Source organism: Pseudanabaena sp. lw0831 (genome assembly GCF_016584665.1).
Lineage (GTDB): Bacteria > Cyanobacteriota > Cyanobacteriia > Pseudanabaenales > Pseudanabaenaceae > Pseudanabaena.
Genome location: NZ_BBJB01000080.1, coordinates 39,843 through 55,975, shown reverse-complemented (window position 1 = coordinate 55,975; position 16,133 = coordinate 39,843). Strand labels below are relative to the sequence as shown.

8 protein-coding genes are annotated in these 16,133 nt (G+C 46.0%); 4 read left to right on the top strand and 4 right to left on the bottom strand.

Going from position 1 to position 16,133, the window contains the following annotated elements:
- The 3 genes from APA_RS17140 to APA_RS17130 form a co-directional block, all read right to left on the bottom strand.
- A partial coding sequence (locus tag APA_RS17140; RefSeq protein ID WP_374101367.1) for a hypothetical protein occupies positions 1 to 3,581 on the bottom strand: 3,581 nt, incomplete at its 3' end.
- A 148-nt stretch (positions 3,582 to 3,729) separates the two neighbouring features.
- Positions 3,730 to 4,065, bottom strand: coding sequence for a hypothetical protein (locus APA_RS17135; protein ID WP_201323467.1), 336 nt, complete (start codon positions 4,063 to 4,065; stop codon positions 3,730 to 3,732).
- A gap of 83 nt (positions 4,066 to 4,148) precedes the next feature.
- On the bottom strand, positions 4,149 to 4,544 hold the full coding sequence (locus APA_RS17130) for a papain fold toxin domain-containing protein (RefSeq protein WP_201323466.1): 396 nt from the start codon (positions 4,542 to 4,544) through the stop codon (positions 4,149 to 4,151).
- A gap of 153 nt (positions 4,545 to 4,697) precedes the next feature.
- Here APA_RS17130 and gcvT point away from each other — a divergent pair, with 153 nt between their 5' ends.
- From gcvT to APA_RS17110, 4 genes are all read left to right on the top strand, one after another.
- Entirely contained in the window at positions 4,698 to 5,786 is a 1,089-nt protein-coding gene (gene gcvT / locus APA_RS17125) for a glycine cleavage system aminomethyltransferase GcvT (RefSeq protein ID WP_201323465.1), read from the top strand.
- A 173-nt stretch (positions 5,787 to 5,959) separates the two neighbouring features.
- Positions 5,960 to 9,262: a DNA-directed RNA polymerase subunit beta gene (rpoB, locus tag APA_RS17120; RefSeq protein WP_201323464.1), complete on the top strand. Its 3,303-nt coding sequence runs from the start codon at positions 5,960 to 5,962 to the stop codon at positions 9,260 to 9,262.
- 122 nt (positions 9,263 to 9,384) lie between these two features.
- The gene (rpoC1, locus tag APA_RS17115) at positions 9,385 to 11,421 is read left to right on the top strand and encodes a DNA-directed RNA polymerase subunit gamma (protein ID WP_201323463.1); all 2,037 of its coding nucleotides are present in this window, start codon (positions 9,385 to 9,387) and stop codon (positions 11,419 to 11,421) included.
- A gap of 88 nt (positions 11,422 to 11,509) precedes the next feature.
- Complete coding sequence (locus tag APA_RS17110) at positions 11,510 to 15,487, top strand: DNA-directed RNA polymerase subunit beta' (RefSeq protein WP_201323462.1); 3,978 nt, start codon at positions 11,510 to 11,512, stop codon at positions 15,485 to 15,487.
- Between the two features lie 33 nt (positions 15,488 to 15,520).
- Here APA_RS17110 and APA_RS17105 read toward each other — a convergent pair whose 3' ends face one another.
- Positions 15,521 to 15,844 (bottom strand): resolvase, encoded by a 324-nt coding sequence (locus APA_RS17105; protein WP_201323471.1) that lies wholly within the window; start codon positions 15,842 to 15,844, stop codon positions 15,521 to 15,523.
- Between the last annotated feature and the right edge of the window lie 289 nt (positions 15,845 to 16,133).

Here is a 16,133-nt window from a genome sequence, read left to right as displayed (position 1 = left end):
TCTTGGAAGGTTTGCAGCAAGCGTCCGTCTATGCTCCACAACTTCGCTGTTCCCCCCTCCCCCAATCCCCAATCCCCGAACCGCAATTTACCACTTCCAATGACTACGCTCTTGCCATCGGGCGCAAAAGCTACGCTAGTGACTGGAAATTCTTCTTGGAAGGTTTGCAGCAAATGTCCGTCTATGCTCCACAACTTCGCCGTTTGATCTCTACTCCCAGTGAGAATGAATTTCCCATCGGGTGCAAACGCTACGTCAATGACGTAATCTTGATGACCTTGGAAGGTTTGTAGCAATCTGCCATCGATGCTCCATAACTTCGACGTTTTATCCCCACTGCCCGTGAGAATGGATTTCCCATCGGGTGCAAAGGCGACGCTAGAGACGGGATCTTGATGACCTTGGAATCTATTTTTTTCTTTGCGGATCATTGTAGCCCGATGAACGGTAGACATAAGCTCTAGTCTAGTATCTCCCCGAAGATCGCCTAGGGACTGGAGCCATTTCTCTTTTGACTTGGCAACCATCGCCACCTGTTCATCCAGATTCAATAGCTCCGCATCCATTAACCCCTTCCAATAGAGACTATCCACCACCGCCTCAGCATTCAGCGTATCCAACTTACTTTTTTGCGCGAATTCTTTCGCCTCAGCCTCAGCCCGTCGCGCAATATCCGCCTTCTGCTCCGCAATCTGTCGTTGTGCTAACTCATTCTGTTTCGCCTGTTCCGCCTCCTTACGACGCTCCTCCTCCTTTTCCCTTGCTGTTTTTTCAGAGTCCCTCGCCTTATTCGCCACTAGTTTTTGATCGTTAGCAATTCCCTCCTGAGTTTTAGCAAGCTTCGTCTGTTTCTCAGCCTCCTCTTTCTGTTGTTTAGCAATTACTGTTTGTCTATCTGCGTTCTCTTTTTCCTGTTTAGCAATTTTCTCTTGATTCTTTGATTCCAATGCAAACCCAACCGCCACTAAACTTAGTCCAGCCATGACCAAAGCCGCAATCAAACTCCCCTGCAACAACCACTTATTTCGTTTCTGTAAACTTGCCTCTACTTCCTTCCGTTTCTGTCGCTCATCCTCCAACCTTTTCTCTAGTTCCCCTCCAAATTGCTGACGAATTGGCTTTACAAGATAATCATGAATCAACTGATAGCAAACCTCTGGACTAGCAGGAATATCAAAAGCTAAGCCAGCCCCAATCAAAGCTCTCAACACAAAATCTAAATCTCCCCTGACTATCAAATCGCGCTCATCTCCCAATAATTCCGAAGAATCCAATCTCACTTCCCTTATTAACTCTGTCTTAGTCTTCTTTGGACGCTTCTCTGGCTCCTCCGTCAACGCATACAACACCCTCTGCGCCAACTCCTCATTCTCCTGCCCACAATCCCGCACCACCTGCATCAACCACCCCTCTACCAGCGCCCGTTTCGGATTCTTCCCCAACCCCTCATACGCCGCCAAAGTCGTAATCTTCGCCTCCCCATGCAACATCTGCGCCCCCACCACCTGCAACTCAATCGGACGCACATCCCCAAACTCCGCCGCCAGATCCGCCACCAACCGATCCACCAGCGCCTCCTCCAACCGATAAGGCGATCGCTCCGTCAACTCCTTAATTACCGCCTTCGCTCTCTCCTTCGAGAAATTACCAAGGTAATAGCGCACATTCTTATTGAGAATGTCATTGTTAATCAATTCAATATTGGCAAGGCGATCGCATTCCAGCAAATAGTGAATATAATCCTCACGCAACGACAAAATCACCCATACATAAGGCACAGCCAGACATTCACGCAAAAAATCATATAACTTACGGCGATCGGGTACTTCCGTATGCTTAAAAAAGAACTCCTCAAACTGATCGAAGATGAGAACCGTAATTAGATTCTGGCGATCGCGATCGTGTAGTTGCGCGATAAGTGACTCAGATCCCCCTAAATCCCCCTTAAAAAGGGGGACTTCAAGATCTTCTTCTTTTCCCCCCTTCACAAGGGGGGCTAGGGGGGATCTCCCAAACTTACTCGCCAATTCCCCTTGCCAATCTTCATAATGCTCAATCACCACAGGTTGAACCGATCGCGATTGATGAATAACCTTCCGCAAGGCTGGTACTAACCCCGACTGCAACAGCGAACTTTTCCCCACACCTGACGGCCCATGCACCACCGTTAACCGACAATCGCTGCGTTTAACCCGATCCACCAACGCCTCAATATCCGCCTGTCGTCCCGAAGCCGCAACCTCCTCCATCGCATCCTCACCGATCGCCCCGACACGACGCTGTGGTTGCAACCTTCCCGCCCCAATAAACGCCCGAAAACCATAACTCGTTTCCACCGACTCGCGATCGCACTTCACCGTAAACGCATCACGATAATTTCCCACCACCGTATAAGCCCGATGCAAAGCTTGCAAAATCCGAATATGCAAATCAGGATCGACCTCTGGCAATACCAAAGCTTTCGCCTGTTCTAAAGGTGCGATCGCCTCCTTTGCTCGCTCCATACCAATCAGCGATCGCCCCAAGGACAACAAATAAAAACCTTGGCGCTCCTTTCCCTGTAAAGCTTTCTCCGCTTCAGTCTTGGCAACTTGCCAATCTTGACTTGCGATCGCCACCTCAGCACGTAACCCCGCCGCCCAGTCGGGCAGAATTACCAACTCATTTGCAAAATTTGCTAATGCTTCCCATTGGGTCGCATTTCTAGTTTCTGGCAAAGCTAAAGCTAACAAAATCTCACCTAAAGCCAAAGCTACCGATACTTGCTTACCCTCAGGCTCATGCCAAGCCATCTGTAACTGCTCACGGGCGCGATCGCAATTCACCAAAAAATTGACGCGCTCCTGCTTGCCCCGCAGTTGCCACCACAAACCCAACCGATAACGCGCCGCCGCCGCCAAACTCCCCGTACTCACCTGCACCAGACAATTCTCAAAATGCTCCCGTGCAACATCACCACTCCCAGCCTCAATCCCAAATGCCAATGCAACCTTTGCCGCTAACTCAGGCGATCTGTTTTCCTCAAGGCGTTGCCATTCTTGCCATGCCCACTGTAACTCTTGCCCAATCCCGCGTTTACCCTCCCGCGCAAACGCCCAATCCAAAACATCCGCAGTCTCACGCTCCAGCATTGCTTGCAATTCTGCACGATCCAAAGCAAAGTCAAAGGGAGGCGCAGCCCAACTTGCCAAATCAGGCGATCGCCTGCGTAGTTGGGCATCCACCTCATCCGTCACCCATAGCACCAAGGGAAACTTAAACCGCTTCCGAAATTCCTCTCTCGCATTATTCGCCAGCGCCAAAATATCATTCAGGTGTGGTGAAGCTTCCAACCCCGTGACACTAATTACCTGCGTCCCCTCCTCCACCTCATCCAAAATATCGACAAGATTTACCACCCCATCCGCATCTGTGACATGGCGATCGTAAAGCCTATCCCCCAATTGTGCCTTCAAATCTGCCACAAGGCGATCGCGCACCTCTATCGAGTTACAACGTGCCAACAGCAAAGCAAAATCGCCTTCAGAAAGTGCGATCGCCCGTAATAGCCGTTTCAGAGTATCCTGTCTATCTGCACTCATCTCTATCCACATCAGCGCTTTTAAATTAAAACTTTCGAGCCGATTCACTGAAAAAATCAAAAAAAATTAGTAGCTGCTCAAGTACAAATGCTATTTCTCAATATGGCGATTATTTCTGTATTTATTAAGATTTAGTCATATCTAAATCTTATAAAGAAACCGTTTCCTTTGATAACTGAGTAGATGATTCTAATAGCTTATTTTGGGAAGATGGCGGCGATAGCAATTTGCCCTCACTACCCAGAAACTTATCAAACAACTCAAAAAACTTATCTAAAGCATCTCTCTCATCTCCAGAATAAAATAAAATTATTTCAGCCCATGAATGAGAAGAAGTAATCTTAAATCTTGATTGAATCCATTCTTGAAATTTATTCAACGTTTCCTCCTGTTCGTTGAGAGCAAAACCCAAGTCATTTCTCGCACCAATATAGCCATCTAAAAAAGCTTTAAAACGAGTAATATAAGGTTTACCCAAATACATGCTTGGTCTAGTCCTGATCCTCTGTATAAGTTCATATATATCGGTCATAATCCACCAGTCTCTGCTTGAAATTTTGCTTGAGATTAGAAGTATTGTTCAGTGATTTGAAATTGCTTACCTAGATAAAGTTTACCATCAAATTTTAGGTTGTCTAGCCATTGATTTCTAGGCAGTCCATTTGGGTGCAGATTGTCATAGATCACTTCCATTCCATTCACAATAATCGACACTCCCTCATGCCGACCATTAACTGAAATCGCATATCCCAAAAGATCGTCATAAATATTTGCATCCCATCCCATTGACGAACCCGTATAAATTTTAATCCTCTTTCCCTTGATTTCTTGACTAACTAAGTATTCTTGAATTGCCTGAGCAGTTTCAACGCATTGAAAGTTTTCAAAATCATCGATTATTGTCTGAATTTGGCGAATGTGTTTAATACTAATTGAAATAATATTTGCTCCTACTAAGCCCAATAATGCATCAATTTATAATAGTTTGGCCAAAATGACCTCTTTTTGATGTTGGTTTATGGAACGATCGCCTTGTTAATTTATGACGATGGATTTAAGCGATCGCTATACAGGAATACTTAATATATATAGTTGTAATAATTTTTAATCACAATCATGACGAACCCTCTCAAACGTACTCCTCTTTACGATCTCCATGTTGCTGCTGGTGCGCGGCTAGTGGAATTTGGCGGTTGGGAGATGCCCGTGCAGTATAAAGGGCTGGTCGCCGAACATAATGCCGTGCGATCGCAGGTGGGGATGTTTGATGTGTCGCATATGGGTAAATTTGCGATCGCAGGCGAAGGTGTTCTCGAAACCTTGAACAAACTCGTACCATCGAACTTAGGGCGCTTAAAGGTTGGACAAGCACTCTATACAGTTTTACTCAATGAGCAAGCAGGAATTATTGACGATGTGATTTTTTATCGTCATGAGCCTGATGGCGATCGCGAAAACTGGTCAGTTATCGTCAATGCCTCAACCACCGACAAAGACAAAGCATGGTTGCAACGGCACTTAGGCGATCGCTTGATTGATAACTCAGATTCGCAAATCTTGATTGCGGTACAGGGTAAAACTGCGATCGCTACATTACAAGAGTTAGTAACAGCGGATTTATTGAAATTACCTCGTTTGCGATTTGGGCATACTCGCACCGATATTTTGGGAACATCCAGCTTTATTGCAAGGACGGGCTATACAGGCGAAGATGGCTGCGAAATTATGACCGATATCGAAACGGGTAAAGCGCTTTGGCAAAAATTGCTCGATCTTGGAGTTGTACCTTGTGGTTTAGGTTGCCGTGACACCTTGCGTCTGGAAGCAGGAATGCATCTCTATGGACAGGATATGAATGACACGATCACACCTCTCGAAGCCGATCTTCAGTGGATCGTGCATCTCAAAGAGAAAGGTGATTTTATTGGGCGTGAGGTTTTAGAAGAGCAGAAACAGAATGGAGTCACCCGCAAATTAATCGGGCTTGAATTGGAAGGTCGCAATATTGCCCGTCATGATTATCCAATTCGTTATGAAGGCGAAACTGTCGGGCTTGTAACCAGTGGCACAATGTCACCAACTCTGGGAAAGGCGATCGCCTTTGGCTATGTCCCATCTGAATTAGCAAAAATGGGGCAAATTCTCCAAGTCCAAATCCGCAACAAAGATTTTCCTGCCAAAGTCACAAAGCGTAATTTCTTGTGAGCTTTTTATGACCCAATTTTAAGATTTGTCGCGATGGTGCGACAAATCTTAAAATTGGGTCATAAAAAAAATAGCTTGACAATCAGATCGCAGCTGCGTTAGGATAATGAGCTTATGTCTTGAGTCAAACCTAGACATATACTCCGCCCACTAAAACTGCAGTCACTTAGTGCATGAATAAGCCTACTCTTGTTACTCCTGCCTTCGTTCTACCAGATCTTGTAGAAATCCAGCGGGAGAGTTTTCGATGGTTCCTAGAAGAAGGACTTATTGAAGAGCTTGAGAGTTTCTCACCGATTACAGATTATACGGGCAAAATGGAACTCCATTTTATTGCCAAAGATTATAAACTCAAGCGCCCAAAATACAGTGTTGATGAGTCCAAACGTCGGGATGCCACCTATGCCGTACAGATGTACGTTCCCACGAGGCTCATTAACAAAGAAACAGGAGAAATAAAGGAGCAAGAAGTTTTTATCGGCGATCTGCCTCTAATGACAGATCGTGGAACATTTATTATCAACGGTGCTGAGCGAGTCATCGTCAATCAGATTGTGCGTAGCCCTGGGGTTTATTACAAACAAGAAATTGACAAGAATGGTCGCCGCACTTACAACGCCAGCCTTATTCCTAACCGAGGAGCATGGCTGAAATTTGAAACCGACAAGAACGATCTTGTATGGGTTCGTATTGACAAAACCCGTAAACTTTCTGCGCAGGTACTACTCAAAGCGATCGGCTTGAGTGATGCTGAAATTCTTGATGCTCTTACTCACCGTGAGTACTTCCAGAAAACAATTGACAAAGAAGGTCAGTTTGACGAAGACGAAGCACTCAAAGAACTTTATCGTAAGCTCCGTCCAGGTGAACCACCTACAGAGTCGGGTGGTCGTGAACTGTTGCGATCGCGCTTCTTTGACCCCAAACGTTATGATCTCGGAAAGGTTGGGCGTTATAAGCTCAATAAGAAATTGCGCTTGAATACCCCTGACACCATGCGGGTATTGACCGAGAAGGATATTCTCACTGCAATCAACTATCTGATCAATCTCAAGTTTGACATCGGTGAAATCGATGACATTGACCACTTGGGCAACCGTCGTGTTAGGTCAGTTGGTGAATTGCTGCAAAACCAAGTCCGTGTTGGCTTAAACCGTCTTGAAAGAATCATTCGTGAACGGATGACCGTCTCCGATGTTGATGCTCTCACCCCAGCTTCCTTGGTTAATCCCAAACCCTTAGTAGCCGCAATCAAAGAATTCTTTGGTTCCAGCCAACTATCGCAGTTCATGGATCAAACTAATCCTCTGGCTGAGTTAACTCACAAACGCCGTCTTAGTGCTCTTGGTCCTGGTGGTCTAACTCGTGAACGTGCAGGCTTTGCGGTTCGCGATATTCACCCTAGCCATTACGGTCGTATCTGCCCCATCGAAACTCCTGAAGGACCTAACGCAGGTCTGATCGGTTCCTTGGCAACCCACGCGCGTGTTAACCAGTACGGATTCATCGAAACGCCTTACTACGCGGTCGAAAACGGTAAAGTTCTGAAAAATCAAGAGCCTGTCTATATGACGGCTGATGAAGAAGACGAATTCCGTGTCGCCCCTGGTGACGTAGCTACCAACGACGAAGGCTATATCTTCCTTGAAATCGTGCCAATTCGCTATCGTCAAGAATGGGGTACGGCAAGTCCCGAAGAAATCGACTATGTCGCGGTTTCACCCGTACAGATTATCTCGGTGGCAACATCGCTGATTCCATTCCTTGAGCATGACGATGCTAACCGCGCCCTGATGGGATCGAACATGCAACGTCAAGCGGTTCCCTTATTGCGTCCTGAACGTCCTCTTGTTGGTACTGGGCTAGAAGCTCAAGCCGCTCGTGACTCAGGGATGGTAATCGTCTCGCGGGTTACAGGTGAAGTCTCCTATGTATCTGCTGATGAGATTCGCGTCAAGGCTGATGATACTGGACTAGAGAGCAGCTACCGTCTGCAAAAATATCAGCGATCGAACCAAGACACCTGCTTAAATCAGCGTCCTCTGGTCTGGGTTGGCGATACTGTGGTTTCAGGACAAGTTCTTGCCGACGGCTCCGCAACTGAAGGCGGCGAAATCGCGCTCGGACAGAACATTCTCGTTGCTTATATGCCTTGGGAAGGCTACAACTACGAAGACGCAATTCTAATCAATGAGCGTTTGGTAATTGATGACGTTTACACCTCGATTCACGTTGAGAAATACGAAATTGAGGCAAGACAAACCAAGCTCGGTCCCGAAGAAATCACTCGCGAAATTCCTAACGTCGGTGAAGATTCACTTCGGAACCTTGATGAGCAGGGCATTATCCGCATTGGTGCTTGGGTAAGTTCTGGAGAAATCCTTGTTGGTAAGGTCACACCTAAGGGTGAATCCGATCAACCACCCGAAGAAAAACTCCTAAGAGCGATTTTCGGTGAAAAGGCTCGTGATGTACGTGATAACTCTTTGCGTGTGCCTAATGGTGAAAAGGGTCGTGTTGTTGATGTGCGCGTATTTACTCGCGAACAAGGCGATGAGTTACCCCCTGGGGCAAACATGGTCGTCCGCGTCTATGTCGCTCAAAAACGCAAGATCCAAGTCGGCGACAAGATGGCTGGTCGTCATGGTAACAAGGGAATTATTTCTCGGATTTTACCAAAAGAAGATATGCCTTTCTTGCCCGATGGTACTCCTCTCGACATCGTGTTGAACCCTCTGGGCGTACCTTCACGGATGAATGTTGGACAGGTGTTTGAATGCTTGCTCGGTTGGGCTGCGGAAAACTTGAATGCTCGCTTTAAGATCGTACCTTTTGATGAAATGTACGGTGAAGAAGCCTCGCGCGAGTTGATCAATGGTCAACTTTCCCATGCGCGTGAACACACTGGCAAAGACTGGATCTTCAATGATGAATTCCCTGGAAAGTTGACAGTATATGACGGGCGGACTGGTGAGCCATTCGATCAACCCGTGACCGTAGGTAAAGCATATATGCTGAAACTAGTTCACCTTGTCGATGACAAGATCCATGCGCGATCGACTGGTCCTTACTCACTAGTTACTCAGCAGCCTCTCGGTGGTAAAGCACAGCAGGGTGGTCAGCGCTTTGGAGAAATGGAAGTATGGGCGTTGGAAGCATTTGGTGCAGCCTATATCCTTCAAGAGTTGCTCACGGTCAAGTCTGACGATATGACGGGACGTAACGAAGCTCTCAATGCGATCGTTAAAGGTCATGCAATTCCTCGCCCTGGCACTCCTGAATCTTTCAAGGTATTGGTGCGAGAGCTTCAGTCTTTATGTTTGGATGTCTCAGTCCACAAGCTGTCTGAGGACGGCAGTAACCAAGATACAGAAGTGGATTTGATGGTGGATACTGGCTCACGCCGTACACCAAATCGTCCTACCTATGAGTCAGTCTATCGAGGCGATATCAATTTTGATGAAGATGATGACTAACTAAATTAGATAACTCGTAATTCGTAATTCGTAATTATCAATTACGAATTACGAATTACGAATTTATTGATAATCAGCTAAAGAATTTATAAATAGTCAATTTACTAAGGACGTTGTAACGTATGGCGAAAGTGGAACAGCGATTTGACTATGTCAAGATTGGCTTGGCATCACCCGATCGCATTCGTAAATGGGGCGAGCGCATCCTGCCAAATGGCAGTTTGGTTGGCGAAGTCACAAAACCAGAAACTATTAACTACCGCACATTGAAGCCAGAAATGGATGGCTTGTTCTGTGAACGGATTTTTGGTCCTGCAAAGGATTGGGAATGTCATTGCGGTAAATATAAACGTGTGCGCCATCGTGGCATTGTCTGCGAACGCTGCGGTGTGGAAGTGACAGAATCACGAGTACGTCGTCATCGCATGGGCTTTATTAAGCTAGCTGCCTCAGTTACCCATGTGTGGTATCTCAAGGGGATCCCTAGTTATATGGCTACTCTGCTAGATATCCCTCTACGTGATGTTGAGCAAATTGTTTACTTCAATGCCTACGTTGTCCTTAATCCTGGAATTCAGTCCGAGGTTGATGGCGAAGTCACCGTAGTCAATAGTCGAGAAATTCGTGTGCGTGGAGTTGATGGCGTTGAGACAGCTTACCCTTTGCACCCCAAGCATACTCCAACTACTTCAGAAGGAAAAATTGTTGAAGTAGGAGAAGTGATCGCTACTGCCTATAACCTTTCTTATAAGCAATTACTGTCGGAGGATCAATGGATCGATCTCGAAGATCAGATTTATGCTGAAGATCCTGTCTTAGACGGAATTGAAGTAGGTATTGGTGCAGAAGCAATCAAGCAGTTATTGCAAAATATCAATCTTGAGAAAGAAGCAGAGCGTCTCCGTACCGACATCGAAAACTCTAAAGGTCAAAAACGCGCCAAATTAATTAAGCGTCTGCGCGTGGTTGATAACTTTGTGGCGACTGGTTCTAGACCAGACTGGATGGTATTGGATGTCATTCCTGTGATCCCTCCAGATTTACGTCCGATGGTACAGCTTGACGGTGGGCGCTTTGCAACCAGCGATTTGAATGACCTCTATCGTCGAGTAATTAACCGTAATAATCGCCTAGCGCGATTGCAGGAAATTCTTGCGCCTGAAATTATCGTCCGTAACGAAAAGCGGATGTTGCAGGAGGCTGTTGATGCATTGATCGATAACGGTCGTCGTGGACGCACAGTCGTTGGTGCAAATAATCGCCCCCTTAAGTCGCTCTCGGACATCATCGAGGGTAAGCAAGGTCGGTTCCGACAAAACTTGCTCGGTAAACGGGTTGACTACTCAGGTCGTTCGGTGATCGTTGTAGGACCTAACCTCAAGATCCACCAATGCGGTCTGCCCAAGGAAATGGCGATCGAGCTATTCCAGCCTTTTGTGATTCATCGCCTGATTAAAACAGGGTTGGTGAATAACATTAAAGCGGCAAAGAAACTGATTCAGCGCAATGATCCAGCCGTTTGGGATGTTCTTGAAGATGTGATCCGCGAACATCCAGTCATGCTCAACCGCGCTCCGACGCTGCACAGGTTAGGTATTCAAGCCTTTGAACCTTTGCTGGTCAGTGGTCGAGCCATTCAACTGCATCCGCTTGTATGTCCAGCCTTTAATGCTGACTTCGACGGTGACCAAATGGCTGTTCATGTGCCTCTGTCGATTGAAGCTCAGGCGGAAGCGCGTCTATTGATGCTTGCATCTAATAACATCCTCTCACCTGCAACTGGTCGTCCGATCGTTACACCTAGCCAAGATATGGTTTTGGGTTGTTACTATCTCACAACGGATAATCCTTACAAACAGAAGGGTGTAGGACGTTACTTTTCCAACTTTAATGATGTCGTGATGGCATACGAACAGGGCGAAATTGATATTCACGCCAGTGTTTGGGTGCGTTTTGAAGGAATTCTTGAAGGACAAGGCGAAGAAAAAGACGATGAAGAACCCAAGGTCACAGTTCTAGAAGATGGTACGAAAGTAAAGGAATTTGATTTCCGTCGTATTCGTGAAGATGCTGAAGGCGGTTTGATTTCTCAATACATTAAAACCACTCCTGGGCGTGTGATTTTCAATCAAGCAATCTATGCATCCCTAGCGAGCTAACTGTTTTTAGTCACATCGCTTGGCGATGTGACTAAAAACCATAGAATTTCGATTAATTATTCCAAAGATTATTTAATAGCTTAATACCATGGCAGATTTCACGACTAGCAACACGGACTCGCCTGAAGAAAAGAAGCCTCAGCGCTTTATCAATCGCACAATTGACAAAGGTCAACTGAAAAAGTTAATTGCTTGGGCTTTTACGAATTATGGAACCACTAGCGCTGCTAACGTTGCTGATCAACTTAAAGCTTTAGGGTTTCGCTATGCGACTCAGGCAGGTGTTTCAATTAGTATTGAGGATTTGCAGGTTCCTGCTAGTAAAAAAGCTTTGCTAGCGGCGGCGGAACTGGAGATTGAAGAAACAGAAAGCCGTTATACAAGAGGCGAAATCACTGAAGTAGAACGTTTCCAAAAGGTAATTGATACATGGAACGTGGCTAACGAGAATCTCAAGGATGAGGTGGTGAAAAACTTCAAGAGCAATAATCCTCTTAACTCTGTTTATATGATGGCGTTCTCTGGTGCGCGTGGCAACATTTCGCAAGTACGTCAGTTAGTAGGTATGCGCGGTTTGATGGCTGATCCACAAGGCGAAATCATCGATTTACCTATTAAAACTAACTTCCGCGAAGGTTTAACAGTTACTGAATACATTATTTCTTCATACGGTGCGCGTAAAGGTCTAGTAGATACAGCGTTACGGACTGCTGACTCTGGATATCTTACTCGCCGTCTGGTAGATGTATCACAAGATGTAATCGTCCGCGAAAATGATTGCGGTACGACTCGCGGCATTCGTCTGAAAGCAATGAAAGACGGGGAAAAGACCCTGATCAAGCTTTCCGATCGCTTATTTGGTCGTGTAGCTGCCGAGGATATTGTCGATCCGAAAACAGGCGAAGTGATTGTTTTTCATAACCAAGAAATTTCTGAAGATTTGTCGCTAGCCGTAGCAAAAGCTGGTGTCGAAGAAGTTTGTGTGCGTTCTGCCTTTACTTGTGAATCTACTCGCGCAGTTTGCCAGATGTGCTATGGCTGGAGCTTAGCTCATTTAGAGTTAGTAAACATCGGCGAAGCTGTGGGAATTATTGCAGCGCAGTCCATCGGTGAACCTGGTACACAGCTTACCATGCGGACATTCCACACGGGGGGTGTATTTACTGGAGAAGTTGCGGAACAGCAACGCGCTCCCTATGATGGCACAATCAAATACAACAAAAAGCTGAAAGTTCGCCCCATGCGTACTCGTCACGGTGAAGATGCCTTTATCGTTGAGTCCAATGGTGACTTTTCTTTAGAAAGTTCTGAAGGCAAAAAGGTCTATGCGATCACTCAAGGTTCGACATTATTGGTGCGTGAGGGACAGAAAGTAACTCAAAACCAATTGATGGCTGAGGTATCGATCACTGGTAAAACCTCTCGTAAAACCACAGAAAAAGCGACTAAGGCGCTCAATACTGGTTTAGCTGGCGAAGTATTATTCTCAGATCTTGCGATCGAAGAGAAAAAAGACCGTCAAGGTAATACCAGCTACGTCGCTCGTGGTGAAAAAGGTCGAGTTTGGGTATTGGCTGGTGAAGTCTATGATTTACCCCCAACTGCGGAACCAACCGTCAAAAATGAAGCGCAAGTCCAAGAGGGCGATGTGCTTGCGGAAACCCGCTTGATTACTGAGCATGGTGGCGTTGTCCGTCTTAGCGAAGAAGATAGTCGCCACAACCGTGAAGTGGAAATCATCACTGCTTCGGTAATCTTGGATCAGGCGATCGTCAAGGAAGAAAGCTATCAAGGGCGCGAGCATTATGTGCTTGAGACTCAAGGTGGTCAAAGCTTCTCCCTTAAAGCTTCTCCAGGGACGAAGTTGATTAATAATCAAGTCGTTGCCGAATTGATTGATGATACTTACCAAACTAAGAGTGGCGGTATTATCAAGTTTGCGGGTGTGGAAGTTGCGAAGCGCAGCAAGGGTAAGCAGGGTTATGAAGTCGTTAAAGGCGGCACATTGCTCTGGGTTCCTGAAGAAACCCATGAAGTTAATAAAGATGCTTCGCTGTTGATGGTGGAAGAAAATCAGTTTATTGAAGCTGGTACAGAAGTAGTCAAGGATATCTTCAGTCAAACAGCTGGTGTAGTCGAAGTATTCCAAAAGAACGATATTTTGCGCGAAATCGTGATCAAGCCAGGTGACTTGCATTTGGTCGATGATCCGCAAACGGCGATGCAAAAGAATGGAACTTTGGCTTATCCAGGCACGGAAATTATGCCAGGATTGACTTCGCCCGAACTCCGCTATGTGGAATATCTGGACTCAACCGAGGGCCCAGCATTGCTGTTGCGTCCTGTAGAAGAATACCAAGTCCCTGATGTACCAACGGTTCCTAGCCAAGAATCGGTTAATCAAGAAGGTCGTTCAATTGGTCTACGTGCAGTTCAGCGCATTCCTTACAAAGATGGCGATCGCGTGAAGGCGATCGATAGCGTTGAGCTATTGAAGACCCAATTATTGTTAGAAGTTGATACTGATGCCCCTCAATTAGCAGCGGACATCGAGTTCATTCCTAACGATACCGACCCAGGAAGTCTGCGCTTGCAATTGGTGATTCTCGAATCGTTGGTGATTCGTCAAGACAACTCTGGCGATCCTGCCCATAGCAACTCGCGTACAAGACTATTGGTAAATGACGGCGATCGCATTGAGCCAGGTGCAGTTGTTGCGCGTACCGAAATTCTTTGTAAGAAACCAGGTCAGATCCGTGGTATTCGTCAAGGCTCGGAAGTCGTTCGTCGTTTGCTGGTAGTCACGGAAGCCGATTGCATTACGACTCATTGTCCTAATCCCACAGTTCAAGTTGGCGATCTCTTGCGATCGGGTGATGAAATTGGCGATGGTGTAATTACAGAAGAGTCTGGACAAGTCCTCAGGATTGAGAATGACTCAGTCGTATTTCGGATCGGTCGCCCCTACCTCGTATCCCCTGGAGCCTTGTTGCAAATCCATGATGCTGACCTTGTTCAGCGGGGTGACAACATTGCGTTACTGGTATTTGAACGTGCCAAAACTGGAGACATCATCCAAGGGTTACCTCGGATTGAAGAACTGCTCGAAGCACGTAAACCCAAGGAAATGTGTGTACTTGCGCGGACAACAGGAACTGCTCAAGTTACCTACGACTCAGACGACAATCCTGAAGTAAAGATTCTTGGAGATGATGGCGTTCTGGATGATGACTATTCATTCAATGCGGGTCAGAGTGTAATTATTTCTGATGGTCAGAAGCTTTTGGCTGGTGAAGCACTTACCGATGGACCTGCCAATCCCCACGACATTCTCGACATCTATTTCCATGCTTACAAGGAATCCCTTGGAGTAAGAAAAGCTGCTCTAATTGGTTTGCAAAAGGTACAAGAGTTCTTAATGAACGAAGTCCAGTCTGTATACCAATCTCAAGGTGTAGATATTTCCGATAAACACATTGAGGTAATCGTGAAGCAGATGACCTCAAAGGTGCGGATCGAGGATGGTGGTGATACCACTCGTCTTCCTGGTGAGTTGGTAGAACTTCATCAAGTTGAACAAATCAACGAAGCGATGGAAATTACGGGCGGCGCACCTGCGGATTACACGCCTGTATTGATGGGTATTACGAAGGCAAGTTTAAATACCGACAGCTTTATCTCGGCAGCGAGTTTCCAAGAGACCACTCGTGTTCTCACCGAAGCTGCGATCGAAGGTAAGTCTGACTGGTTACGTGGCTTGAAGGAAAACGTGATTATCGGTCGTTTGATTCCTGCGGGTACGGGCTTTAATGCTTACGATACGCCAATCGTAGATGTCGATAATGGCTATGAGCCAGAACTTGGCTATGACGAAGAAGCGGATGATGTGATCATTGATGACAATACTGCGCGCAATTATCAAATCATTGAGCCTCGAATTGAGCCAATTCGCGTCGTCGATAAACCTCGCAGTCGTCGCAGTTTTGACGATGAGCTAGTGGATGATGATGTCGAATTTGAAGATGATGATGAGGAAGATGATGATGAGTTTGAGGATGAAGACTAGATAAAAAAGGCGGTGCTAAGCACCGCCTTTTTTTTAGGGATTACGCAAAGATGCGATCGCTTGATTAAGCGATCGCATCTCTTGCAAAATTTCTCGTAATAGTCGATTAGTCTCGTTTTGGGCTGGCTCTTGTACCTGAATGGTCACCTGTTTCATTTTCAAAACATCCCGTGCAAATCTTGATACCTCCGTGGGATGAAATAATAAAGGTTCGCGATCGCTTTGGCGTAGTTCAGGATTTAGTCTCGTTGGATCGTAGGGTAAATTAAGTAAACCTTGTGCTGGATCAGTATGGGCATAGCGATATATAGAAGCACGCGATCGCCCTAAAGCCTTTTGGATTGCTTCTACATCCATTAACTCGTAAGTATAATCAGATTTCAGTTCAGAGTGAGAAAACGAAGGACTCAAGTCATCGCTTGTATTCATAATGATAGTTAACGTGAGTTCGGGATAATATTCTCTTGGAGTCAAAAGGCAAAAGCCTCACTGAGTGAGGCTTTTGCCTTTTGAGTTGTCAATTTCTCAAGCTTAACTCAAACTGACGTTAGTTAGTCCAAACCTGTAAAGTTGCGCCCCTGCGGGGCGCAACTTTACAGGTTTGGGTTTGTAATTAACTATGTACATTTACTTATAATAAAACTGT

Excerpts from the sequence above, each read along its gene's own strand:
- rpoB (WP_201323464.1), top strand. The coding sequence starts at position 5,960 with ATGAATAAGCCTACTCTTGTTACTCCTGCCTTCGTTCTACCAGATCTT.
- APA_RS17110 (WP_201323462.1), top strand. The coding sequence starts at position 11,510 with ATGGCAGATTTCACGACTAGCAACACGGACTCGCCTGAAGAAAAGAAG.
- APA_RS17135 (WP_201323467.1), bottom strand. The coding sequence starts at position 4,065 with ATGTATTTGGGTAAACCTTATATTACTCGTTTTAAAGCTTTTTTAGAT.
- APA_RS17105 (WP_201323471.1), bottom strand. The coding sequence starts at position 15,844 with ATGGATGTAGAAGCAATCCAAAAGGCTTTAGGGCGATCGCGTGCTTCT.
- gcvT (WP_201323465.1), top strand. The coding sequence starts at position 4,698 with ATGACGAACCCTCTCAAACGTACTCCTCTTTACGATCTCCATGTTGCT.
- rpoC1 (WP_201323463.1), top strand. The coding sequence starts at position 9,385 with ATGGCGAAAGTGGAACAGCGATTTGACTATGTCAAGATTGGCTTGGCA.